The organism is Isoptericola sp. NPDC056573, from assembly GCF_042793335.1.
Lineage (GTDB): Bacteria > Actinomycetota > Actinomycetes > Actinomycetales > Cellulomonadaceae > Isoptericola.
On record NZ_JBHTUY010000003.1, the window covers coordinates 155,756 to 180,600 of the forward strand.

General features: G+C 74.5%; 20 protein-coding genes. 18 read left to right on the top strand and 2 right to left on the bottom strand.

Features of this window, described 5'->3' with window-relative positions; genetic code table 11:
* Position 1: 1 nt before the first annotated feature.
* Positions 2–1,642, bottom strand: a complete 1,641-nt coding sequence (locus ACFQ8E_RS05825; protein ID WP_430549640.1) for an alcohol dehydrogenase catalytic domain-containing protein — start codon at positions 1,640–1,642, stop codon at positions 2–4.
* Positions 1,643–1,758: 116 nt separating this feature from the next.
* Here ACFQ8E_RS05825 and ACFQ8E_RS05830 point away from each other — a divergent pair, with 116 nt between their 5' ends.
* From ACFQ8E_RS05830 to ACFQ8E_RS05840, 3 genes are all read left to right on the top strand, one after another.
* Positions 1,759–2,178, top strand: coding sequence for an oxidoreductase (locus tag ACFQ8E_RS05830; RefSeq protein ID WP_430549641.1), 420 nt, complete (start codon positions 1,759–1,761; stop codon positions 2,176–2,178).
* Positions 2,179–2,212: 34 nt separating this feature from the next.
* Positions 2,213–2,668 (top strand): SRPBCC family protein, encoded by a 456-nt coding sequence (locus ACFQ8E_RS05835; RefSeq protein WP_430549642.1) that lies wholly within the window; start codon positions 2,213–2,215, stop codon positions 2,666–2,668.
* Between the two features lie 80 nt (positions 2,669–2,748).
* Positions 2,749–3,516, top strand: a complete 768-nt coding sequence (locus ACFQ8E_RS05840; RefSeq protein WP_430549643.1) for a phosphatase PAP2 family protein — start codon at positions 2,749–2,751, stop codon at positions 3,514–3,516.
* Between the two features lie 28 nt (positions 3,517–3,544).
* Here the strand turns inward: ACFQ8E_RS05840 and ACFQ8E_RS05845 are convergent, their stop codons facing one another.
* A complete protein-coding gene (locus ACFQ8E_RS05845; RefSeq protein ID WP_430549644.1) occupies positions 3,545–4,243 on the bottom strand; it encodes a LysE family translocator in 699 nt (232 codons plus the stop codon).
* Between the two features lie 109 nt (positions 4,244–4,352).
* Between ACFQ8E_RS05845 and ACFQ8E_RS05850 the strand changes: the two genes are divergently transcribed.
* From ACFQ8E_RS05850 to ACFQ8E_RS05920, 15 genes are all read left to right on the top strand, one after another.
* Positions 4,353–4,784: a GNAT family N-acetyltransferase gene (locus ACFQ8E_RS05850; RefSeq protein WP_430549645.1), complete on the top strand. Its 432-nt coding sequence runs from the start codon at positions 4,353–4,355 to the stop codon at positions 4,782–4,784.
* Between the two features lie 144 nt (positions 4,785–4,928).
* Entirely contained in the window at positions 4,929–5,738 is an 810-nt protein-coding gene (locus tag ACFQ8E_RS05855) for a GNAT family N-acetyltransferase (protein WP_430549646.1), read from the top strand.
* Positions 5,739–5,748: 10 nt separating this feature from the next.
* Complete coding sequence (locus ACFQ8E_RS05860) at positions 5,749–5,964, top strand: hypothetical protein (RefSeq protein WP_430549647.1); 216 nt, start codon at positions 5,749–5,751, stop codon at positions 5,962–5,964.
* A 37-nt stretch (positions 5,965–6,001) separates the two neighbouring features.
* Entirely contained in the window at positions 6,002–8,974 is a 2,973-nt protein-coding gene (locus ACFQ8E_RS05865) for an FtsX-like permease family protein (protein WP_430549648.1), read from the top strand.
* Positions 8,974–11,709, top strand: a complete 2,736-nt coding sequence (locus ACFQ8E_RS05870) for an FtsX-like permease family protein (protein ID WP_430549649.1) — start codon at positions 8,974–8,976, stop codon at positions 11,707–11,709. Before ACFQ8E_RS05865 ends, ACFQ8E_RS05870 begins: the two co-directional genes overlap by 1 nt.
* Positions 11,710–11,799: 90 nt before the next feature.
* A complete protein-coding gene (locus ACFQ8E_RS05875; RefSeq protein WP_430549650.1) occupies positions 11,800–12,774 on the top strand; it encodes an ABC transporter ATP-binding protein in 975 nt (324 codons plus the stop codon).
* Complete coding sequence (locus tag ACFQ8E_RS05880) at positions 12,771–13,490, top strand: ABC transporter ATP-binding protein (RefSeq protein ID WP_430549651.1); 720 nt, start codon at positions 12,771–12,773, stop codon at positions 13,488–13,490. Before ACFQ8E_RS05875 ends, ACFQ8E_RS05880 begins: the two co-directional genes overlap by 4 nt.
* 211 nt (positions 13,491–13,701) lie before the next feature.
* Positions 13,702–15,381 (top strand): ABC transporter substrate-binding protein, encoded by a 1,680-nt coding sequence (locus ACFQ8E_RS05885; protein WP_430549652.1) that lies wholly within the window; start codon positions 13,702–13,704, stop codon positions 15,379–15,381.
* 204 nt (positions 15,382–15,585) lie between these two features.
* On the top strand, positions 15,586–16,512 hold the full coding sequence (locus ACFQ8E_RS05890) for an ABC transporter permease (RefSeq protein WP_430545073.1): 927 nt from the start codon (positions 15,586–15,588) through the stop codon (positions 16,510–16,512).
* Complete coding sequence (locus ACFQ8E_RS05895) at positions 16,505–17,482, top strand: ABC transporter permease (protein WP_430549653.1); 978 nt, start codon at positions 16,505–16,507, stop codon at positions 17,480–17,482. Before ACFQ8E_RS05890 ends, ACFQ8E_RS05895 begins: the two co-directional genes overlap by 8 nt.
* Positions 17,479–19,260, top strand: a complete 1,782-nt coding sequence (locus ACFQ8E_RS05900) for a dipeptide ABC transporter ATP-binding protein (RefSeq protein WP_430549654.1) — start codon at positions 17,479–17,481, stop codon at positions 19,258–19,260. Before ACFQ8E_RS05895 ends, ACFQ8E_RS05900 begins: the two co-directional genes overlap by 4 nt.
* A gap of 229 nt (positions 19,261–19,489) precedes the next feature.
* Positions 19,490–21,223: a BCCT family transporter gene (locus ACFQ8E_RS05905; RefSeq protein ID WP_430549655.1), complete on the top strand. Its 1,734-nt coding sequence runs from the start codon at positions 19,490–19,492 to the stop codon at positions 21,221–21,223.
* Between the two features lie 57 nt (positions 21,224–21,280).
* Entirely contained in the window at positions 21,281–23,191 is a 1,911-nt protein-coding gene (gene typA / locus ACFQ8E_RS05910; RefSeq protein WP_430549656.1) for a translational GTPase TypA, read from the top strand.
* A gap of 11 nt (positions 23,192–23,202) precedes the next feature.
* On the top strand, positions 23,203–24,324 hold the full coding sequence (locus ACFQ8E_RS05915) for a PIG-L family deacetylase (RefSeq protein WP_430549657.1): 1,122 nt from the start codon (positions 23,203–23,205) through the stop codon (positions 24,322–24,324).
* Between the two features lie 10 nt (positions 24,325–24,334).
* A complete protein-coding gene (locus tag ACFQ8E_RS05920) occupies positions 24,335–24,751 on the top strand; it encodes a DUF6113 family protein (RefSeq protein ID WP_430549658.1) in 417 nt (138 codons plus the stop codon).
* Positions 24,752–24,845: the final 94 nt, after the last annotated feature.

Here is a 24,845-nt window from a genome sequence, read left to right on the forward strand (position 1 = left end):
CTCAGTCGTCGCCGACGGCGACCTGCCGGTCCGCCGCCCGCTCGAGGACGAAGTAGTAGAGCGCGCCGTCGTCGGCGGCGTCGCGTCCCGTCATCACGCCGAGGACGGCGTCGTCCGACAGGCGGGTGAAGTGGTCGATCACGGGCTGCCCGTCGTAGACCATCGACGCCGTGACGACGCCGTCGTGCTCCACCGTGCGCAGCGTGGCGCCGCCACGGGCGAGGCGCGCCTCGGCGACGAGGGTGCCGTCCGGCGTCTCGCAGACGAGGGGGGACACGTCGTCGTCGGCGCGGAAGAGCTTCCCGTACCAGCCGGTGCGGGTCAGCAGGCGCTGGGTGCGGTGCTCCGTGCTCACCCCGAAGCCGTGCCACAGCCCGCGCAGCTCGTGGGTCCGCACGGGCGGCAGCGAGCGCCACAGCGCGGGGAGGTCGGCCGCCGGGACCCGCCCGTCCCGGAGCAGGTCCACCAGGGTGACCGGGACGGCCGGGGCGGCCGGTGCGGGGGAGGTCGCCGCGTCGTCGTCCATCAGCAGCACCGGCTTGATCGTGCGCCCCGCGCGGAGGTCGTCGATCGCCGACCCGACCCGGTCGAACGGGTAGCCACGCACGAGCCGCTCGACCGGCAGGCGCCCGGCGCGCCACAGCGCGACGAGCAGCGGGACGTCCCGGGCCACGACCGCGTCCCCCTCGATGACGCCGGTGAGCGTGCGCCCCCACAACACCTGCGTCTGCGACACCGTGACCCGGTTCGCCCCGGCGTGCAGCGCCACGGTGGCGCACACCCCGCGCGGGGCGAGCGCGGCGAGCGCGAGGTCGATGGTCTCCTGCCGCCCGACCGTGTCGAGCACGTGCGTGGCCGCGAGCCTGCGGGCCGGCACGTCCTCCGGGGCGAAGGCGTCGCTCGCGCCGAGCTCGAGCGCCAGGGCGCGCCGGTCGGGGTCGGGGTCGCTGACCACGACGCGCCCCGCGCCGCGGTGCCGCGCCGCCATGACGCCGGCGAGCCCGGTCGTGCCGGCGCCGACGACGAGGAGCGTGTCGTCCGGGCCGGGGGCCAGCACGCGCAGGACCGTCCCTGCTCCGGTGAGGATCCCGCAGCCGAGCGGGGCCGCGACCGCCCAGGGCACGTCGTCGTCGATGCGCACCGCGTTGCTGGCGCGCGCCAGCGCGTGCGTCGCCCAGGAGGACTGGGCCATCCACCCGGTCGTCGCCGCGGCGCCGTCGGCCCGGGCGCGCGACCGCGAGCGGTAGTTGAGGTCGGCGAAGTCGTCGCAGTAGGCGGGGTGGCCGTCGACGCAGGTCGGGCACCGTCCGCACGCGTCGAAGCTGAGCACGACGTGGTCGCCCGGCCGGAGCGACCCGACGCCCGGCCCGACGGACTCGACGACCCCCGCGCCCTCGTGCCCGAAGATCGCGGGGAACCGGTCGCCGGCGCCGCCCGCCATGCCGAAGAGGTCCGTGGGGCAGACGCCGGACGCGTGGACGCGGACCAGGACCTCGCCGTCGCCCGGAGCGTCCAGCGTGACGTCCGCGAGCGTCGCGGGCCCGCCGGCCTCGCGGACGAGGGCCGCCCTCGCTGCTGTCGTCGCCACCGTGCCGGGCAGGTCGGCCAGTGCGGGCAGGTCGGGCATCAGGGGCTCCCTCACGTCGTCGTCTCGTCCGTCGTCGTGCCCGAGTGTGGCAGCGCGCCCGCCGGAAGTCACGGATCTTGTGAATGGTGATTCACACGTCGCGGCGGTCCCGCGGCGTGGATACTGGGGCGATGACCCTGTACGACGACGTCGGGGGCTTCGACGTCCTGCTGGCGGTGTGCCGCCGCTGGAACGCGCTGTGCCTGGCCGACCCCGTGGCGGCGCACCCCTTCTCGCACGGCACGCTGCACCCGCAGCACGACGAGCGCCTCGCCGCGTACCTGGCCGAGACGCTCGGCGGTCCGCGCCTGTACACCGGCGGCTACGGGGACGAGTCGACGGTGCAGCGCATGCACGCGGGCAACGGGGAGCACGCGGAGCTCGACGAGGTGTGCGTCGGGCTGTTCCGCCGGGCGCTGGACGACGTCGGCGTCGCGGCGCCCGCAGCCGCGAGGCTGGGCGACTTCTTCGAGCGGCAGACCGTCGCGATGCGCGCCTACGGAGGCAGCCGAGACGACGTGCCGGCGGGACTGCCCCTCCCGCGGGCGTGACCGCTCCCGGCTGCGGCGGGCCTACGATCGCCGGGTGCCGACGATCGTGCTGACCACCGAGATCCCGGCGTCCCCGGAGGCGTGCTTCGCGGCGAGCCTGTCGGTGGACGCGCACACGGCGTCGATGCGCCGCTCGGGGGAGCGGGCGGTGGCGGGCGTGACGTCGGGCGTGATGGGACCCGGCGACACGGTGACATGGCGGGCGCGCCACTTCGGCGTCCTGTTCCGCATGACGTCGCGCATCAGCGCCCACGACGCGCCGCACTGGTTCGTCGACGAGCAGGTGGCCGGGCCGTTCCGCCGCTGGTGGCACGAGCACCGGTTCGAGGCGGCGCCCGGCGGTACCCGGATGACGGACACGGTGGAGTTCGCCGCTCCGGCGGGGCCGTTGGGGAGGCTGGTGGAGCGGCTGGTGCTCACCTGGTACATGACGCGCCTGCTGCGCACCCGCAACGCGTGGCTCGTGTCGGCGCTCGCGCCACGCGCCTGACCAGGGCGGACGGAGAGCGTGCGGCACACCACACGCGCTCGACCAGGTGATGTCCAGCCGGGCTGCTTACCCTGTGCGCGATGTTGCCCCAGGCTCCCACCGCGCCCGCGCGCGCCCTCGACGCCTCGCGCGCCGGTACCCGGGCGGTGCGCGACCGGCGGTCGGAGGAGCCGCTCGGCGGCCTGACGTCGGCTCCCGCCCTCCTCGCGGGGCTGGTCGTGGTGACGCTCCTGGCGGCCGGCCCGTTCCGGGGGGTCGACGAGGACGCGCACGGGTACTGGGCCAGGGCGCTGACGCCGGGGCTGCAGCCCTTCATCCAGCACGTGCTCGACCCGATCGCCGGGCAGGCGGTGTGCCTGCCGGTGCTGCTGGCCGTCGCGGTCACCCTCTCGTGGCGGCACCGCACGTGGCGTCCGCTGTGGTGCGCGGCCATGGCCGAGCTGGCGTTCTACGGGGGAGTGGGGCTGCTCAAGGTGGTGCTCGCGCGTCCGGCGCCCACGACGGACGACGCCGACCTGTTCGAGGGCGGGCTGCGTCAGCTCGGCTGGAGCGGCATCAGCTTCCCGTCGGGCCACGCCGCCGAGGCGGTGCTGATCTACGGCACCGCCGTCTACCTCGTCGGGCGCTGGACGACCGTGTCGTCGCGCACGATGACGACGCTGCGGCTCGGCGTCGGGCTGGTCGCGCTCAACGCGGTCGCCGTGTCCTACTACCTCGGCTGGCACTGGATCAGCGACCTGGTGGGCGGGCTGCTCGTCGGCGGCCTGCTGCTGCGCCTGCTGGTCGACGCGGACCGGCGTGGCTGGTGGCTGCGCCCCCGGCGCGCCGTCGTCCCCCGGCACCTCTGAGCGCCGCTCCTGCGTCCGCCCGCGACGGTCAGACCACGACCGCGGCGCCGGCCAGCGCCAGGTAGATCCCGCCGGCGGCGCGGCCCAGCCGGCGCCGGGCGCGCTCCGACGCGCGCAGCCGCCACGACATCCGGTCGGCGAGCAGGGCGTACGTGGAGTCCACCAGGGCGGCGAGGCCGACGAAGTGCCCTCCGAGGAGCGCCAGCTGCGGCGCGACGGCGCCGCGCGCCGGGTCGGCGAACTGCGGGAGGAAGGCCAGGAAGAACAGGGCGGTCTTGGGGTTGAGGACGTCCACGAGGACGCCGTCCGCGAAGAGCCGCCAGCGGCGCGGCGACGCCGGTGCGGCGTCCTCGCCGGTGTCGTCTCCCGGGGACGTGGCGCGCGCCCGGGCCGCGCGCAGCTCGCGGACCCCGAGCCACACCAGGTAGGCGGCGCCGGTCCACCGCACCGCGTCGAACAGCGCGGGCGACCGCGCCAGCAGGGCCGCCAGCCCCGCCGCGGTGGCCGCCACGTGCAGCGCTGCGCCGGTCTCCAGGCCCGCCATCGACCACAGCCCGGCGCGTCGTCCGTGGGCGGTGGTGCGCGCCACGACGTACACGACGGACGGGCCGGGGACGGCGAGCATCGCGAGGGAGGCGGCGAGGAAGCCGAGCAGCGCGGATCCGCTCGGCAGCAGGGTGCCCGCCGCTTCGGCGGCCAGCATCGTCGGCGTCGGTCCCGGAGTCATGGCGGGTAGGGAAGGGCGCAATGGTTGCCGCGTGACACTTTCGACGTGGGTGCAATGTGGAGCCCGGCCCGGCTCGCCCCCGGCCCTGCGCGGCACGACGATGGTGGGCATGACGCGTTGGACGGTCGTCCAGGTCACCGACCCCGCGGAGCTCGTCGCGGCGTCGCACCTGTTCGACGGCCCGGTCTCGCTCGCGGGCGCGACGGACACGCTGCGGCGCCCCGGCCACGTCGTGCTGCTGGCGCGCGCGGCCGACGGGCGCGACGTCGGGTTCGTGTCGGGGGTGGAGATGCGGCACCCCGACAAGGACGCGGAGCTGTTCCTGTACGAGCTGGGCGTCGACGCGGCGTGGCGCCGGCAGGGGGTGGCGACCGCGCTGCTCGCGGCGTTGCGGGACGCGGCCCTCGCCCGCGGCTGCCGGGCCATGTGGACCGGCACCGAGGCGGACAACGACGCGGCGCTCGCCGCCTACCGCGGGGCGGGCGCGGAGATCGACGACGGGTCCGTCTTCGTGGTCTGGGACGACCTGGCCGCGGAGTGAGGCCCGGGCGACGGCCGGGCAGCGCTCCGACGGCGAACCGTCGCGCCGCCGACCCCGGGCCCGGCGCGGCAACGGCGTGACCGGTCGGTACGGCACGATGAAAACCGTTGCCCCGCCGTGCTGCGCTCTGGAAGGGTGTCCGCCGTGAACGCACCAGCCGCCGACCTCGACGTCGCGCGCCTCCTCGCCGCCTACGACGACCAGCTGCGAACCGACGCCGAGACGCCGAGCGCCGTCGCCGTGACCCGCCTCGGTCCGCTGCGCCTCGTCACGTTCGCGGGTGGCCGCGGCTTCGTCACCTACCGCGACCTGGGCGGCGCCGACGCCGCGACCGTCCGCGGGTTCGTGGCCGCCGCCCTCGCCCACTTCCGCGACGACGCCACGGTCACGAACGCCGAGTGGAAGACCCGCGGCCACGACGTCGCACCGGGCCTGCACGAGGCGCTGGTCGACCACGGCTTCGTGCCCCAGGAACCGGAGTCGATCATGATCGGCGACGCGCGGCTCCTCGTCGCGGACGTCCCGCTGCCGGCCGGCGTCTCCCTGCGCCGCGTCACCGCCGAGGCGGACGTGCGCGCGATGTCCGCGATGGCGGACGAGGTCTTCGGCGACGACCCGGCCACGTCGGGGCACGCCGAGCAGATCCTGCGGCGGCAGGAGCGCGACCCCGAGATGGAGCTGTGGGTGGCCGAGGCGGACGGGCGGGTGATCAGCGCCGGCCGCCTCGAGCCGGTGCCCGGGACCGCGTTCGCCGGCCTGTGGGGCGGCTCGACCCGACCCGAGTGGCGGGGCCGCGGCATCTACCGCGCGCTGACCGCGGCGCGCGCCCGGTCCGCCGTCGAGCGCGGCAAGACGTACCTGCACAGCGACTCGACAGAGTTCTCCCGGCCCATCCTGGAGCGCTCCGGCCTGGTCAAGGTGTCCACCACCACGCCCTACGAGTGGCGTCGCTGAGGGGGACCCCGTGGGCCTCGAGGACGACCCGTTCGACCACCGGGTCACCAAGGACGGCAAGGTCCTGGTGAGCCGCGGCGGCCGCCCGGTCGTCACGGTCGCGGGGGCGCGCGCCGCCCGCCTGGCCGCGCTGCTCGGCCGCGACCCCGAGACCGACCAGGAGCTGCTGGCCCGCGCGACGGGCAACTACCGGCGCGGCAACGAGAAGCGCGGGCACCGCCCGTGACCGCGTCCCGCGTACCGGACGCCGTGGGGGCGGGTCGGTGAGCCGCGCCCGGCTGCTGGTGCGCCGCACGGGCGCGCGACGCGGGCTGCTGGTCCTCGTCGCGCTGCTGGTCGCCACCGTCGCGGCGGCGCTCGGCACCGCCGTCGGAGCGGTCCGCGCCGCCGAGGTGGACGTCGTCCACGACGGGCTGACCCGGGGCGGCGTCCCGGCGGAGGTGCAGGTGACCACCCGCCTCGCCCCGGAGGCCGACGCGGCGGCGCAGGACGCGGCGCTGCGCGGCGACGTCGACGCGCTCTTCGCGCCCGCGCCGTACGACCTGGTCCGCGAGGAGGTGCCCGACGACGACTCCGACGACCCGTTCGTGCGCTGGACGCTCACGCCGGACGTGGCCGCCACCGCCACCGCCGACCTCGCGGTCCTCGCCGCCGGGTCCGAGGCGCTCCTCGACACGGTCCTCGGCGACGACGCCGTCGCCGTGCGCGGCGCGACGGTGACCGGGGACCTGGGGGAGCGGGCGGCCGCCGCGTCGGTCGCTGCCGCCGCGGCGTCGGCCGTGGCCCTCGTCCCGATGCTCGTGCTCACGCTCGCCGGCACGGTCGCCGTCGCGCAGGTGGCGCGCCTGCTCGCGGGCACGCGGGCGGCGGAGGTGCACCTCCTGGTCTCGCGCGGGGCGTCGGCGGCCCAGCTGACGGCCGCGGCGGCGGCCGAGGCGGCGCTCGTCGTCGTGGGTGGGGCGGCCGCGGGTGCCGGAGCGGCGGCGGCCGTGCTGGCGGCCCAGGGCACGCCCGGGGGGTCCCTCGCGGGGACGCTGGCGCCCGCGGCCCTGGCGACGGCGGCGGGGGCGCTGCTCCTCCTGGTGACGGTCGGCGGCCTGCAGGCCCGTGCCGCCGCGGCGCTGCGGGTGACCGACCGGTCGGGTCGCACGCGACGGGCCGCCACGTGGGGGAGCGTCGTGCTGGTCGTCGTGGCCGCCGGGCTCACCACGTGGCTGCTGCGGCGGTACGGCTCGCCCCTGGTCCCCACGCCCGACGGCGGCCAGACCGACCCCGCCGCCGCCGCGGCGCCCGCGCTCGTGCTCGCGGCTGCGGCCGTCGTGGCGGTGGCGCTGCTCGGTCCGCTGTCGGGGGCCTGGGCGGCGTTCACCGCGCGCCGCCCGGGCACCCGGGTGCTCGCGGCGCGGCAGGTGGCGCGGCGGCTCGCGGTCACGGCGGTGCCCGTCGTCCTGGTGGTGGTGGCCGCGGGGAGCGTGGTGCTCGCGTCCGCGTACGCCGGGACCGGTCAGCACCTGCGGGAGGCGGCCGCCGGCGTCGCCGCGGGCAGCGACGTGCGCGTCGTCGCGACGGAGGGGACGCCCGGGCCCGCCGCGACGTACGCGGCGCTGCCGGGCGCGACGGACGCCGCCCCCGTGCGGGTGTCCGAGGCGGTCGTGGACGGCGTCCCCCTGTCCACCACTGCCGTCCCGCCCGACCGGGTCGCGTTGGTGGCACGCGGGCCGCACGGGCAGAGCGGCATCGACGAGATCGCGGCGGCGCTGGAGGGTTCGGGCCCCTACGCGGACAACCCGGAGCTCCCGGCCGGCTCCACCGGGCTGGTGCTGCACGTCACCGGGCAGTACTACGTCGTGGACGAAGCGGCCACGGCAGAGGCGGCCACGGGCGCGGCGGGCGGCGAGCCGGCCACCTGGGCGTCCCTCGAGGAGGCGACCGCGTCGGCGCCGTCCGAGCGGGGGCGGCTCCTCGTGCTCGAGGACTCGACGATCGCCCTCCGGCTCTGGCTCGCCGACGCGGACGGACAGGTCGTCGGCGTCGACGTTGAGGAGCTGGACGTGGACCTCGACGGCGACCCCGGCGGCGGGTGGGCCGACACCCGCCCGATCGGCCCCGCCGAGAGCACGGTCGAGCTCCGGGCCGACGTGCCGCCGGCCCCTGCCGCCGCCGACGGCGCGCCGGGGACGTGGACCGTCGTCGCGCTCGACACCCGGCTGCCGGGCTCGCCGAGCGCGCTCACCACGCTACGGCTCTCCGTGGACGGGCTGGACGCCAGCACCGACGAGGGCGCGACGACGGAGGTCGACGTCGCCGGCGCCGACTGGGCGCCCGCCCGCGACGACCCGGCGGCGAAGGTCGCCTTCGGCGCCCGACCGGGCACGGGCCTGAGCTTCGCGGCCCAGGCCGACCACGAGGCGACGCCCTCGCCGTTCCGCGCCATGGTGGCGGGCTCGGGGAGCGAGCCGGCCCCCGCCGTCCTGTCCCAGGACCTGGCCGGCCTGCTCGACCTCACCGCGGGGGACACGACGGAGGTCCCGCTGGGCGAGGGCGGGCGGCTGTCCGTGCGGGTGGTCGACGTCGTGGACGTCGTGCCGGGCTCCCTGCACCAGGGTGCGGCGATGGTGGGTCTCGCCGACCTCCAGGCCGCGTCCCTGCGCCTCGCCACGGTGGTCCCCGAGGCCGCCGAGACGTGGATCCGTGCGGCACCCGGCGCCGACGTCGACCGGCTGGCGGCGGCCGCCCGGGACGCCGCCGGGACGGCACCGGTCCAGGTCACGACGTCGACCGGGTCGGAGGGGTCCGACGCCGCGGGGCCGGTGCGCCAGGCGTTCGCGGTCGCCGCGCTCGCGGCCGTGGCGCTCGCCCTCGTCGGCGTGGGCGCGGTGAGCGTCGCCGGTGTGCGGGAGCGGCGCGGCGAGGTCGCGGTGCTCCGCGCGGTCGGCCTGCCGCCCCGGGCGCAGGGGGCGAGCCGCGCCACGGAGCTCGCCGTCGTCGCGGCCGCCGCGCTGGCCGCGGGGCTCCTCGCCGGGTGGGCGCTCGCGGTCGCCACCGTGCCCGGCCTGGCCGCGGCCACGCTCACCGGGTTCGCCGTCGTGCCGACGCCGGACACCGCGTTCGCGCCCACGGCCGCGCTCGTGCCCGGGGTCCTGCTGGTCGCGGGCCTGGCCGCCGTCGCGCTGGCCGTGCGGGCCGCGGTCACCGCCCAGGCGCGCGACGGCGGCTACCGGGAGGAGGTGCGCTGATGCTGTGGCTGCTGCTGCGCCGCCACCTGCGCTCGGCGTGGGGGACGGCGCTCGTCCTCGCCCTGGTGACCGTCCTCGCGGCCGGCGCCGCCACCGCCGCCACCCGTGCGATCGCCGAGATGCGCTCGGAGCAGGTCACCTACGCCACCGAGCAGCTCTCGCCCCAGCGCCGGGACGTCAGCTCCCGGGCGTCGGTGGTGCCCGGCGGGGGCGTGTCCGCCGACATGGTGATGACCGAGCCCGAGACCGCGCCGGCCGTCCCGCCGGAGCCCACGTGGGACGAGTTCCTCGCGGGCATGGTCCGGCTGCGGGACGGCCTGCCGCAGCCGCTGCGCGACGTGCTCGGCGAGCCGTCGTTCGCCGTCTCCTCGCGGGAGACGCGGACCGAGCAGGTGCCCGGCTCGGGGATCGAGGTCCCGCAGGTCGTCATGCGGGCGTCGGCGCGGATGTCGGAGGACCTGCGGCTGGTCGAGGGCGAGTGGCCCGTCGCGACGCCGGTGCGCACCACGTTCAACGGCCCCGAGGGCGACGAGCCCGTGCAGGTGGTCCTGTCACGCCCGGCCGCCCGGACCCTCGGATGGGAGCTCGGCGGCACCTACGCCGTCGACGTGTGGAAGTTCCCGCCGCTGCGCGTCGTCGGGCTCACCGAGCCCGTGGACCCCGACGCGAGCACCTGGTACCACCAGCCGTTCGGGCGCGACGCCCAGCTGAGCGTCACACCGAACGGGGCCACCATCGCGACGGCCGCCGTGTACGTCGACCCGGCGATGATCGGCTCCCTCGCCTTCCGGGAGGTGCAGACCGAGCTCTGGTACCCCGTCGCCGTCGAGGGCATCAGGTCGGACGACGTCGCCGCGCTCGCGGCCCAGGTGCGCGGGCTCACCCACGAGACGCTCGAGGTGCTCCCGGACGACCCGGTGACGCTCCAGGCGCGCACCGCCCTCTCCGACGTGCTCGACGCGCTGATGAGCGAGCGCGTGACGACCGACGCCCTTCTCGCCGTGCTGGTCGTGGGCCCGCTCGGGGCGCTCGGCGCGGTCGTGGTGCTGGCGGCGCGGCTCGTCGTCGAGCGACGCCGGCCGGCGCTCGCGGTGCTGCTCGCACGCGGCGCGACCGGCACCCGGCTGCGGCTGCTCACGGCGACCGAGGGCCTCGCCGTCAGCCTGCCGGCCGCGGTCGTCGGCGTCCTGCTCGGCCTCCTGGTCCGGCCGGGGGCCGTGACCGGGACCCAGCTGCTGTGGGCCGCAGCGGCAGCGCTGGCGCCGGCCGTGGCGGCCGCCGCCGTGACGGTGCCGCGCACGCTGCGCGCCGAGCGGCGCGACCTCGCCGCGGGCACGGGCGGACCCTGGCGCCGGACCGCGGAGCTCGCGGTGATCGGCGTGGCGGCGCTCGCGGCGGTGCTCCTGGCTCGCCGCGGTGTCGTCGGGGGTGCGGGCGACGGCGGCGTCGACCCGCTGGTGGCGGCGACCCCGCTGCTCGTGGCGGCCGCGGCCGCCCTGGTCGCCGTGCGCGTGATCCCGCTGCTGGCGCGTGGCCTCGAGCGGCTCCTGTCCCGGCGGCGCGACCTCGTGCCGTTCCTGAGGGCGGCGCGCGCCACCCGTGCCCCGGCCGGCGGTGTCGTGCCCGCGCTCGCGCTGGTGCTCGCGGTCTCCGTCGGGGCGTCGTCGGCCGTGCTGCTGTCGACCGTGGACGCCGGCGTGGCGCGCCAGGCGCACGTCGAGCTGGGGGCCGACCTGCGGGTCTCGGGACCCGCGCTGGGCGAGGAGGACGTGGCGACGCTGCGGGAGACGGACGGCGTCGCGGCGGTGGCGACGGCGGCCCGCGTGCCCGAGACCGCCCACCTGAGGTCGGCCGACGGGAAGACCCGCTCGGTGCAGGTGGTCGCCGTGGACGCGGCGGACCTCGCCGCGGTGCAGGCCGGGGTGCCGGACGCCCCGCCGGCCGTCGCGGAGCTGGCGCGGCCCACCGCCGACGGCGCCCTACCGGTCCTCGCGCTGCGGGTGCCGGACGTCGCGGCCGGCACCACGGGACTCGTCCTCGACCTGCAGGACGAGAGCGCCGACGTCGTGGTGGCGGGTGCGTCGGACCAGGTGCCCGGCGTGATCGACGCGCCGTCGACCCTCGTGCTCGACGCGGGCGTCCTCGCCGGCCCGCTCGACTACGCGACCGAGCCGCGCACGGCCCTGGTGGCGCTCGACGACGGCGCGGAACCGGCACGGGTCGCCGCGGCGCTGCGCGACGCGGTCCCGGGGGCCGCCGTCGACGACCGCACGACGGTCGCCGCGGAGCTGCTGGAGTCGCCGGCCGCCCAGGGGATCGCGACCGGCGCGCGGGTCTCCGTCGCCCTGGCAGGGGTGCTGGTCGCGCTCACCGTGGCCCTCACGCTGGTGCTGGCCGCCCCCGACCGGGAGCGCCTGCTCGCGGTGCTGCGCTCGATGGGGGCGCGGCGCTCGGAGTCGCGCGGGCTCGTCGCGTGGGAGGTGGCGCCGTGGGCCCTGGGCGCGCTCGTCGTGGGGGCGCTGGTCGGCGTCGTGGTGCCCGCCCTGCTGCGCGCCCGCGTGGACCTCACGGCGCTCACCGGGGGCGGGCCGCAGCCCGCGCTCACGGTCGACCCGGTGCTCGCGGTGGGGGGAGTGGTCGGCTTCGTGGCCACGGTGGTGGTCGGAGCCGTGCTCGCGACGGTCGCGGGGCGCCGCGGCGCGACGCCGGAGCGGTTGCGGGAGGCGGCGGAATGAGGGAGGACGGCGGGATGGGCGTCGACGGTGACGACGGTGACCACGGTGACGACGGTGACGACAGGGCTGTGACGGGACGGTGGTGACGAGATGGTGGTGACGCAGGAGGAGGCCAGGTGGCCGCGGGCCGAGGCCGCCCGCGGCGAGCCCGACGAGATCCGCTGCCGCGGGCTGGTGCGCATCTTCGCCACGGACGGCATCGAGGTGCAGGCGCTGCAGGGGCTGGACCTCGCCGTCGACCGCGGGGGCCTGGTGGCCCTGGTCGGGGCGTCGGGCTCGGGCAAGTCGACGCTGCTCAACATCCTGTCGGGCATGGACCTGCCGACGGCGGGCTCCGCGGTGGTCGCGGGCACGGACCTGCTGGCGATGACGCGGCGCGACCGCGTGCGCTACCAGCGCTCCACCGTCGGGTTCGTCTGGCAGCAGACCGGGCGGAACCTGCTGCCGTACCTCACGGCGGCCGAGAACGTCCGGGTGCCGCTCGAGATCGCCCGCACCGGCTCCCGGGCCGCGCGGACGGCGCGCGTGGCCGAGCTGCTCGAGCTGCTCGACGTCGGGCACGTGGCCGACCGGCTGCCGGGCCAGATGTCGGGCGGGCAGCAGCAGCGGGTCGCGATCGCCGTCGCGGTGGCGGGCGCGCCGCGCGTGCTGCTGGCGGACGAGCCGACCGGGGAGCTGGACGAGGCGACGAGCGTCGAGGTGCTCGAGGCGCTGCGCGGGGTGAACGCCGCCACCGGCGTCACCACGCTGATCGTCACGCACGACCCGACCGTCTCCGAGCACGTCGCGCGGACGGTGCAGATCCGCGACGGGCGCACGTCCACCGAGGTGCTGCGCCGCACGGAGGTGGACGAGGACGGCGCGCAGCGGCACGTCGCGGAGGAGTTCGCCGTGCTGGACCGCGTCGGGCGCCTGCAGCTTCCGCAGGACTTCGTCAGCGCCCTGGACCTGCGGGACAGGGTGCGCCTCGCGCTGGAGACCGACCATGTGGAGGTCCGGCCGGACGGACGGCACGACCGGCAGCAACGGCACCAACGGCACGGACGGTCGGAGGAGGGGCGATGAGCGTCACGACGACCGTGCTGCGCGCGGAGGGTGTCTCGCGCGTCTACGGCAGCGGCGCGGGCGAGGTGCGGGCGCTGGAGGACGTGTCCGTCGAGGTGGGGGCCGGCGAGCTCGTCGTGGTGGTGGGGCCGTCCGGCTCGGGCAAGTCCACGCTGCTGCACCTGCTGGGCGGGCTCGACCGGCCGACGACGGGCACGGTGCACCTCGGCGCCGACCCCGCGGCGCAGGGCCCGGGTGCCGTGGAGCGCGAGCTGGGCGGCCTGGGCGAGGACGAGCTGCACGCGGTGCGCCGCACCGAGATCGGCTTCGTGTTCCAGTCGTTCGGGCTGATCCCGGTGCTGTCGGCCGCGGAGAACGTGGAGGTCCCCCTGCGTCTGGCGCGGGTCGACGCCGCCGAACGGGCGACGCGGGTCGCCGAGGCGCTCGAGGCGGTCGGCCTCGCGGACCACGCCGAGCAGCGTCCGTACGAGCTCTCGGGCGGGCAGCAGCAGCGGGTCGGCGTGGCGCGGGCGCTGGTCGCCCGACCGCGGGTGCTGCTCGCCGACGAGCCGACGGGCCAGCTGGACTCGACGACGGCCGCGCGCGTCATGGCGCTGCTGCGCGACCTGGTGCACTCGCGCGGGGTGGCCGCCGTCGTGGCGACCCACGACCCGGAGCTGGTGGCCATGGCGGACCGGGTGCTCGTGGTCCGCGAGGGCCGGTTGGCGACGGTATGACGGTTTCCGGGGCCGGCCGCCGGTCGTGTCCCGGAGGTTGCGCCCAGATACCGGATTGGTCACGGTTCCGGGTGCAAAGGGGGCGAAGGGTATGTGCGGGCGCCGAACGGTGACTAGAGTCACCCGCGCACAGTGCAGTGCGCGGGCACACGCGCCTGCACCTCACCGAGGGGTGATCCCCGCCGGTGAGCGACTCAACTCAGGAGGACACGTGACACCTCGACGACGACTTGCAGGCATCGGGGCCTTCACCCTCGCCTCGGCCCTGCTCCTGTCTGCGTGCGGCGGCGGTTCGGGCGACGACCCGGAGGCCGGCGAGGGCGGCTCGGACGCCGGAATCATCTCCGTGCAGAACGGCGAGCCGCAGAACCCGCTCATCCCCACGATGACGAACGAGACCAACGGCTCGATGGCCATCTCGAACATCTTCGCGGGCCTGGTGTACTACGACGCCGAGGGCGAGACGCAGTTCGACATGGCGGAGTCCATCGACTCCAAGGACAACCAGACGTGGACCATCACGATCAAGGACGGCTGGACGTTCACCGACGGTTCGAAGGTGACGGCGCAGAGCTTCGTCGACGCCTGGAACTACGGCGCGTACGGGCCGAACGCCCAGAACCTCAGCTACTTCTTCGAGCCCATCGAGGGCTTCGCGGACGTGAACTTCGCCGAGGACCAGCTGAACGAGGACGGCAGCCCCAAGGAGGGTGAGAAGCCCGCCTCGGAGACGATGAGCGGCCTCAAGGTCGTCAGCGACACCGAGTTCACGGTCAAGCTCACCCAGCCCGAGTCGGACTTCTCCCTCCGTCTGGGCTACTCGGCCTTCATGCCGCTCCCCGAGGCGTTCTTCGACAACCCGGACGCCTTCGCCGACAAGCCGATCGGCAACGGCCCGTACCAGGTCGAGAACTGGGTGCACAACGAGGTCATCGAGCTGCGCCCGAACGCCGACTACCAGGGCGAGCGCAAGGCGCAGAACGGCGGCGCCGACCTGGTCGCGTACACCGAGGAGGACACGGCGTACAACGACCTCCTCGGCGGTCAGCTCGACATCGTGAAGAACGTGCCGTCGTCGTCGTTCGCGACGTTCGAGGACGAGCTGGGCGACCGCGCGGTCAACCAGGCCGCGGCCGTCATCCAGGTCATCAACGTCCCGGAGTACGTCAAGGAGTTCGAGGGCGACGCGGGCGTGCTGCGCCGCCAGGCCATCTCCATGGCGATCGACCGTGACCAGATCACCGAGACGATCTACAACGGCACCCGCACCCCGGCGAAGGACTTCACGTCGCCGGTCATCAACGGCTGGTCCGACACCGTGCCGGGCAACGAGGTCCTCGAGTACAACCCCGACGAGGCCAAGAAGCTGTGGGCCGAGGCCGAGGGTGAGGACCCGGTCGGCGCCGACTTCACGCTGCAGATCGCCTCGAACGCCGACTCCGACCACCAGACCTGGGTGGACGCCGTCTGCAACAACATCCGCAGCACGCTCGGCATCGGGTGCGAGTTCGACCCGTACGCCACCTTCGACGAGTTCCTCGACGCGCGTGACAACGAGCAGATCAAGGGCCTCTTCCGTGGCGGCTGGCAGGCCGACTACCCGGCGCTGAGCAACTTCCTCGGGCCGATCTACGGCACGGGCGCGGGCTCGAACGACATGGGCTACTCGAACAAGGAGTTCGACGCCAAGCTCAAGGAGGGCAACGGCGCGACCGACGAGGCCGCGGCGATCAAGGCCTACCAGGAGGCGCAGACCATCCTGTTCGGTGACATGCCTGGTATCCCGCTGTGGTACCAGAACGCCACCGGCGGCTTCGGCGAGGACGTCGAGAACGTCGTCTTCGGCTGGGACAGCGACCCGATCCTGTACCAGGTCACGAAGCAGGGCTGACGCCCGATTCGGTGCCGGCCGGCCGCGTCCGGTAGGTTCGCGGCCGGCCCGCCGATGTTCGGAGGGCAGGGTGTGCCGACGACGCACACCCTGCCCCCTATCCTTGTCCTGGCCACACCCGTCGTGGCCATCGTCCTGGCAACGAGGCCCGAAACTTGAACCCGTGGCCCTGGGAATCCCGGGGCGAACGAGGAGACAACACACATGCTCTGGTATCTCGGACGCAGGCTCCTACAGGTGATCCCTGTGTTCCTGGGGGCGACGCTCCTGCTCTACGCACTCGTGTTCCTGCGGCCCGGAGACCCCGTGGCCGGCCTGGGCGGGGAGCGCGGTCTCCCCGAGGCCGTGCAAGCCCAGATTCGCGAGCAGTACAACCTGAACGAACCGTTCATCGTGCAGTACCTGCTGTTCCTCAAGGGTGTCTTCACGCTCGACTTCGGCGTCGACTTCCGTGGTCAGGACATCATGGACGTCATCGGCGCGGCGCTTCCGGTCACGTTCCAGCTCGCGATCATGGCGCTCGTCATCGAGGGCGTCTTCGGCGTCCTCTTCGGGCTCTTCGCCGGGATGCGCAAGGGCGGCTGGTTCGACGGCACCGTCCTCGTGATCAGCCTGCTGGTCATCTCCGTGCCGACCTTCGTCATCGGCTTCGTGCTGCAGTTCGTCATGGGCGTGAAGCTCGGCTGGTTCCCCGTCACGGTCGGCAGGGACCCGAACTTCTACAGCCTCCTGCTACCGGCGATCGTGCTGGCAGCGACGTCGTTCGCCTACGTGATCCGCCTGACGCGCACGTCGGTCGCGGAGAACCTCAGCGCCGACTACGTCCGCACCGCGCGGGCCAAGGGTCTCCGTCGCTCGCAGGTCACCGGCCGCCACGTGCTGCGCAACTCGCTCATCCCCGTCGTCACGTTCCTGGGCGCCGACCTCGGCAACCTCATGGGTGGCGCGATCGTGACGGAGGGCATCTTCAACATCAACGGCGTCGGGGGGACGCTCTACCAGGCGATCATCCGAGGCGAGAACATCACCGTCGTCTCGCTCACGACCGTGCTGGTCATCGTCTACATCCTGGCGAACCTGCTCGTCGACCTCCTCTACGCCGCCCTCGACCCGAGGATCCGTTATGCCTGAGAACCGTTACGAGACCGTGCCCGGCGGGCGGCGACCGCGCCCCGGGCAGGAGCACTTCGCCGCCGAGGTCGACGAGGGCGGCCTGGGTGCCGTCGACGCGGTCAAGACGGACGAGGCCCCCTCCAGCCTGTGGCGCGACGCGTGGCGCGAGATGCGCCGGCGCCCGATGTTCTGGGTCGCCGCCGCGATCATCCTGCTCGTCATCACGGTGGCCGCCTTCCCGGGCTGGTTCACGTCCGTCCACCCGCGTTTCGACTGCGAGCTGGCCAAGTCGCTGGACGGCCCCGAGCCCGGGCACCCGTTCGGCTTCGACAAGCAGGGCTGCGACATCTACGCGCGCACCATCTACGGCGCCCGTGCGTCCGTGCTCGTGGGCGTCATGTCCACGGCGATGGTCGTGATCCTCGGCACCATCATGGGCGCCGTCGCCGGCTACTTCGCCGGCTGGTTCGACGTCATCCTGTCGCGCATCACCGACATCTTCTTCGCGATCCCGCTGGTGCTGGCCGCCATCGTCATCATGTCGATCACCACCAACCGGACCAGCTTCACCGTGGCCCTGGTGCTCGCGTCGTTCGGGTGGACGTCCATCGCCCGCATCACGCGCGGCACCGTGATGTCCGTGAAGAACAACGAGTTCGTCACCGCCGCCCGCTCGCTCGGCATGGGGCGCGGCAAGATCCTGCTGAGGCACGTGCTGCCCAACTCGGCGGCACCGATCATCGTGTACGCGACGGTCGCGCTGGGCACGTTCATCGTCGCCGAGGCCACGCTGAGCTTCCTCGGCATCGGTCTGCCGCCCAGCACCGTCTCGTGGGGCGGGGACATCTCGCAGGCCCAGCGGGCGATCCGCCAGGCGCCGGAGATCCTCTTCTACCCGGCCGCAGGCCTGGCGATCACGGTGCTCGGCTTCATCATGATGGGCGACGTCGTGCGCGACGCCCTCGACCCGAAGGCACGGAAGCGATGACGACACAGTTCCCAGTGACGAACGGCAACCAGCCCGTCGGTGAGGGAGACGGCCGCAGCTACGAGGCGGGGACCGACAAGCCCCTGCTCGAGATCCGCGACCTCCAGGTGTCGTTCACCACCTCCGAGGGCGTGGTGCACGCCGTCCGCGGCGCCGACATCACCGTGTATCCCGGACAGTCCGTCGCGATCGTCGGCGAGTCCGGGTCGGGCAAGTCGACCACCGCGCACGCCGTGATCGACCTGCTGCCCGGCACCGGCAAGGTGACCGGCGGCAGCATCAAGTTCGACGGTCGCGAGATCGTGGGCCTGCCCCGCACGGAGATCGAGGCGATGCGTGGCCGGGACATCGGCCTCGTCCCGCAGGACCCGATGTCCAACCTCAACCCCGTGTGGCGCATCGGCACCCAGATCGAGGAGGCCCTCAAGGCCAACGGCTTCGAGGGCGGCAAGCGGGAGCGCAAGGAGCGCGTCGCCGGCCTGCTCCAGGAGGCCGGCCTGCCCGACGCCGAGCGGCGGGCGCGCCAGTTCCCGCACGAGTTCTCGGGCGGCATGCGCCAGCGCTCGCTCATCGCGATCGGGCTGGCCTCGCGGCCGAAGCTCCTCATCGCGGACGAGCCGACGTCGGCCCTCGACGTCACGGTGCAGCGGCAGATCCTCGACCACCTCGAGGTGCTCACGCAGGAGCTCGGCACCGCCGTCCTGTTCATCACCCACGACCTGGGGCTGGCCGCCGAGCGCGCCGAGCACCTCGTGGTGATGTTCAAGGGCCGCGTCGTCGAGTCGGGCCCGGCCCGGCAGATCCTCGCGAACCCGCAGCACCCGTACACCCAGAGGCTGGTCGCCTCCGCGCCGTCGCTCGCGTCCCGCCGCATCCAGGTGGCGCACGAGCAGGGCGAGGAGTCGGAGGAGCTGCTGGCGCCGGACCTCGACGCGACCGTCCCGCTCCCGGCGGCGGGCAAGGCCGCGGATCGGGACCTCGTCGTGGCGAAGAACCTCACGAAGGTCTTCACCATCCGCGGCGGCCGCCCCGGGGCGTCGACGGACTTCAAGGCCGTCGACGACGTGAGCTTCACGCTCAAGCGGGGCCACACGCTCGCGCTGGTGGGCGAGTCGGGCTCGGGCAAGTCCACGGCGGCGAACATGGTGCTGGGTCTGCTCGACCCGACCTCGGGTGTCGTCGAGTTCGACGGCGCGGACGTCGCGAAGTACTCGCCCAAGGAGGCCTTCGCGTTCCGCCGGCGCATCCAGCCGGTGTTCCAGAACCCGTACGGCTCGCTCGACCCGACGTTCTCCATCTTCCGGTCGATCGAGGAGCCCCTGGCCCTGCACAGGGTCGGCGGCAAGAAGGAGCGCGAGAAGCGGGTGCGGGAGCTGCTCGACATGGTGGCGCTGCCGCAGTCGGCGATGCGCCGCTTCCCGAACGAGCTCTCCGGCGGCCAGCGCCAGCGCATCGCCATCGCTCGGGCGCTCGCCCTGCGCCCCGAGGTCATCGTGCTCGACGAGGCCGTGTCGGCCCTCGACGTGCTCGTCCAGGCGCAGATCCTGGAGCTCCTCGGGAACCTGCAGGAGGAGCTGGGGCTGTCGTACCTGTTCATCACGCACGACCTCGCGGTCGTGCGGCAGATCGCCGACTCGGTGGTCGTGATGCAGAACGGCAAGGTCGTGGAACAGGCGACCACCGACGAGGTGTTCGACAACCCGCGCCAGCAGTACACGCGCGACCTGCTCGCCGCCATCCCCGGTGCGGGGCTGGAGGGCGCGGCGATCGCGGGCTGACGTCCCGACGCGGCCAGACGGGGGGGGGCGGCCCCCCCCAGGGGGGGGGGGGGCCCCCCCCCGGAACCCAAAAAAAGGTGAGTTGGAAAGCCCAAAGGGGGGGGGGGGGGGGGGGGGGGCGCCCCCCCCCCGGGGGCCCCGGGGGGCCCCCCCCCCGCCCGGGGGGGGCCCCCCCCCCCCGTCCTGTCTCCGTTTGCCGATGGTCAGGCACGGCGTCAGGGTGAAGGGCATGGCAGGGGCACCGACGTTGGCCCGCGGGGTCTTCTATCCGGCAGCAGGCATCATCTTGGTGTTCGTGCTGGTCGCGGTGCTCTTCACCGACGCCACGGACGCCGTGCTGAGCACCCTGCAGGGCGAGGTGATCGGCGCGTTCGGCTGGTACTACGTGCTCCTGGTGGCCGCGTTCGTCATCTTCGCGATCTGGATGGGCCTCAGCCGCTTCGGGGACATCGTGCTGGGCCCGGACGACGAGTCGCCGGACTTCAAGCTTCCCGTGTGGTTCTCCATGCTGTTCGCCACGGGGATGGGGATCGGGCTCGTCTACTACGGGGTGTCCGAGCCGCTGTCCCACTTCGTCAGCCCCAAGCCGGGCGTCACCGGCGACGACGCCACGCTCGCGCAGGCGGCGATCTCCCAGACCTACGTGCACTGGGGCTTCCACGCGTGGGCGATCTACGTGGTGGCCGGGCTCGCGCTGGCGTACGCGATCCACCGCAAGGGTCGGCCGGTGTCCATCCGCTGGGCGCTCGAGCCCCTCCTGGGCGACCGCGTGAAGGGCTGGGCGGGCAACGTCATCGACGTCGTGGCGATCATCGGCACGGTGTTCGGGGTCGCCACGTCCCTGGGCCTGGGCGTGCTGCAGGTGGCCCACGGGCTGGGGTACCTCGACGTGGTGGAGCCGAGCACCGCCCTCGAGATCGGCCTGATCGCGGTGATCACGGCGATCGCGGCGATGTCGGTCGCGTCGGGGCTGTCCAAGGGCATCAAGTGGCTGTCGAACGGGAACATGGTCCTCGCGGGCATCGTGCTGGCCGTCGTGCTGGTGCTGGGCCCCACGCTGTTCATCCTGCGCAGCTGGGTGCAGTCGTTCGGGTACTACTTCGCGAACGTCATCCAGATGACCTTCGACACGCTGGCGTTCCGGGGGGACGAGGGGCTGGCCTGGGAGTCGAGCTGGACGATCTTCTACTGGGGCTGGTGGATCTCCTGGGCGCCCTTCGTGGGTGTCTTCATCGCACGCATCTCGCGCGGACGCACCGTGCGCGAGTTCGTCCTCGGCACGCTCGCCGTCCCGATGGCCGTCGCGACGATCTGGTTCAGCGTCTTCGGGGGAGCGGGGCTCCACCAGGAGATGACGGAGCCCGGCAGCATGCTGGACCCCGCGACCGGCGGGGTGAACACCGACACCGCGATGTTCCAGCTCTTCGACACCCTGCCCGGGGCCGGGACGTGGCTCGCCGTCGCGGGCATCGTGCTGGTGGTGATCTTCTTCGTCACGTCGTCCGACTCCGGGTCGTTCGTCGTCGACATGCTCGCCCATGGCGGCAACCCCAACCCCCCGCTGTGGAGCCGCCTGTTCTGGGCGGGGCTGCAGGGGCTCGTCGCGATCGCCCTCCTGCTCGCGGGCGGGCTTAAGGCGCTGCAGACGGCGTCCATCCTCATCGCCCTGCCGTTCTCGCTGGTGCTCATCGGCATGGCGGTGTCGATCGTCAAGGAGCTCAGCGCGGAGCACCGGGAGATCGTGCGTGCCGAGCGGCGCGCCGCCCGTGCGGCCCTGACCGAGCACGTCACGGAACGGGTCGCCACCACGCTCGCGGGACGGTGGGAGAACGTGCTGCCCTCCGCGCCCGGCGCGCTGCGGCTGCGTGCGCCGCGCCGTCGGGACGTCAAGGGCCCGCCCGGCGCCGCGCCCGAGAAGCCGCCGGAGACGGGCGGGGACGAGCAGCCTGGACCGGGCGGGTAAGATAGCGGCGGCCCGATTGACGGGTCGCCTCCCCACCCCAGGAAATGAGACCCGTAGATGTCTGTGCGCTCCGACCTGCGCAACGTGGCGATCGTCGCCCACGTCGACCACGGCAAGACGACCCTCGTGGACGCCATGCTGCGCCAGGCAGGCGCCTTCTCCGCCCACCAGCACGTGGACGACCGCGTCATGGACTCCGGTGACCTGGAGCGCGAGAAGGGCATCACCATCCTCGCGAAGAACACCGCGGTCCGGTACGCCGGTCCGTCGGCGGCCGAGGCGGGCGAGCCCGGTGGCATCACGATCAACGTGATCGACACCCCGGGGCACGCCGACTTCGGCGGCGAGGTCGAGCGCGGCCTGTCGATGGTGGACGGCGTCGTGCTGCTGGTCGACGCGTCCGAGGGCCCGCTGCCCCAGACCCGTTTCGTGCTGCGCAAGGCGCTCGCCGCGAAGCTGCCCGTGATCGTCGTCGTGAACAAGGTCGACCGTCCCGACGCGCGCATCACCGAGGTCGTGGGGGAGACCACGGACCTGCTGCTCGGCCTCGCGAGCGACCTGTCCGACGAGGTCCCCGACCTCGACCTGGACGCCATCCTCGACGTGCCCGTCGTGTACGCGTCGGCCAAGGCCGGCCGCGCGTCGATCGACCAGCCCGCCGACGGCGCGCTGCCGGCGAACGAGGACCTCGAGCCGCTGTTCGGCACGATCCTCGAGAAGATCCCGGCGCCGACCTTCGAGGCGGACATGCCGCTCCAGGCGCACGTCACCAACCTCGACGCGTCGCCGTTCCTCGGCCGCCTCGCGCTGCTGCGCATCTTCAACGGCACCCTGCGCAAGGGCCAGACGGTCGCGTGGGCCCGCCACGACGGCACCCTGTCGAGCGTGCGGATCACCGAGCTGCTCGAGACGAAGGCGCTCGACCGCGTGCCCACCGAGTCCGCCGGCCCCGGCGAGATCGTGGCCGTGGCGGGTATCGCCGACATCATGATCGGCGAGACCCTCACGGACGTCGACGACCCGCGCCCGCTGCCGCTCATCACGGTGGACGACCCGGCGATCTCGATGACCGTCGGCATCAACACCTCGCCGCTGGCCGGCAAGGGCGGCAAGGGCCACAAGGTCACCGCGCGCCAGGTCAAGGACCGCCTCGACTCCGAGCTCATCGGCAACGTGTCGCTCAAGGTGCTCCCCACCGAGCGCCCGGACGCGTGGGAGGTGCAGGGCCGCGGCGAGCTCGCCCTGGCGATCCTCGTCGAGCAGATGCGGCGCGAGGGCTTCGAGCTCACGGTCGGCAAGCCGCAGGTCGTCACGAAGCAGATCGACGGCAAGCGCCACGAGCCGATGGAGCGCATGACCATCGACGTGCCGGAGGAGTACCTCGGCGCCGTCACCCAGCTCCTCGCGCAGCGCAAGGGCCGCATGGAGACGATGAGCAACCACGGCACCGGCTGGGTGCGCATGGAGTTCATGGTCCCGGCGCGCGGCCTCATCGGCTTCCGCACGCAGTTCCTCACGGAGACGCGCGGCACCGGCATCGCCGCGTCGATCTCCGAGGGCTTCGAGCCGTGGCACGGCCCGATCGAGTCGCGCAACACCGGCTCGCTCGTGGCCGACCGGGCCGGCAAGGTGACGCCGTTCGCCATGATCAACCTGCAGGAGCGCGGCTCGTTCTTCGTCGACCCCACGCAGGAGGTCTACGAGGGCATGATCGTCGGCGAGAACTCCCGCAACGAGGACATGGACGTCAACATCACCAAGGAGAAGAAGCTGACGAACATGCGGTCCTCGACCGCCGACAACTTCGAGAACCTCATCCCGCCGCGCCACCTCACGCTCGAGGAGTCCCTCGAGTTCGCGCGCGAGGACGAGTGCGTCGAGGTGACGCCGGAGGTCGTGCGGATCCGCAAGGTCGAGCTCGACGCGACGGCGCGCGCCCGGGCGACGGCGCGGGCCAAGCGCGCCTGACCCTCCTCCGGGTGACCGGTCCCGCCGTGTCCGCCGCGCAGCCCGCCCCCGCCGTACCCGTGCGGGACGGCGGGCTGCTCGCGGTCCACGCGCACCCCGACGACGAGACGCTCGCGACCGGCGCGCTCCTCGCGTCGTGGGCCGCCGCGGGCCGGCCGGTCGCCGTGGTCACCTGCACGCGCGGCGAGCGCGGCGAGGTCATCGACACGCCGGCGCACCGCACGGGGCTGGCGCGCCTCGAGGGTGACGGCCCCGCCCTCGCCGCGCACCGGGAGACGGAGCTGGCCGCGGCCCTGGCCGCGCTCGGCGGCGCGTCGGGCGTCGTCGGGCACACGTTCCTCGACGCCGTCGACCTGTCCGACGCCCGGCCCACCGGGGTGCGTCGGGCGTCCACCGACCGGTTCGAGGACTCCGGCATGGCCTGGGTCGCGCCGGGCGTGGCCGGGCCGGCGGACGACGCGCCCGCGACGGCGTTCGCGCGCGTGCCGCTCGACGACGCCGCCGCGCGGCTGGCGGCGGTCGTGCGCGCCCGCCGCCCCGTCGTCGTCGCGACGTACGAGGAGCAGGGCGGCTACGGGCACCCGGACCACGTGCGCACGCACCACGTCGCGGTGCGGGCGCTCGCGCTCGCGGCCGACCCGGGCGCCCCCGTGCCCGGCGAGCCGTGGGCCGCCGAGCTGTGGCGCGCGGTGACGCCGTCCGCCGCGCTGCGGGCGGGCCGCCGGGCGCTGGCCGCCGCCCCCGCGGCGCGGGACCTCGCCGCCCGCACCGGGCTGACCTTCCCGGACCCCGACGAGCCCCTGCCCCCGCTCGCGCGCCACGACGCGGAGCTGCGCGACGCCGGGCCGCACGACGTCGCACAGGTCGACGTCGCCGCGGTGCTCGACCGTGTGCTCGCCGCGATGCGCGCCCACGCCACCCAGGTGCAGCACGTCACCCCGGCACCGGCGGCGGAGGACCCCGGCGCCGGCCTGCTCGGCTGGTACGCCCTGAGCAACGACGTCCTCGCCCCGGTGCTGGCGCACGAGCTCTACCTCGTGTCTCCGCATCTGTCTCCGCATCTGTCTCCAGAGGCGTCGCGCGAGGCGCCCCGTGCTCCCGGTCGGACGTCGCGGCGCGCCGGTCGCCGGTAGGCTCGCGCCGATGACCACCCCCGAGCACGCGACGCCCACCTCGCCCCCCGCCCCGGCGGGCGCCGGCCGGTGGTGGCGGTCCGCCGCGCGCGCGGTCCTCGCCCTCGTGCTGGGCGCCGCCGTCGGGGTGCTCGGCACGGTCGCGCATCGCACCCAGTGGCACGACCTGCCCGTCGGCATCGTGCTGGCCCTCGCGATCACGCTGTCCACGGCGGTCCTGTGCCGCGCGTGGGCCGGGTGGGGACCGCTGCTCGCGGCCGGCGCGGGCTGGGTCGTCGCGGTGCAGGTGCTCGCCGTCGCGGGCCCGGGTGGGGACGTGCTGGTGCCGGCGCAGCCCGTCGGTCTGGTGTGGACCTACGGAGGCCTCGCGATGTTCCTCGTGGCGGCCTTCCTGCCCGGGTCGTGGTTCTCCGACCGGCGAGGCTGACGCACGGTCCCCGTGACCGTCTGTGAGCGTCCGGTGCGCGCCGCCCGGCCGGGCGTGACGAACCTGTGCGAACCGGCGTCCGATTTGGCACTTT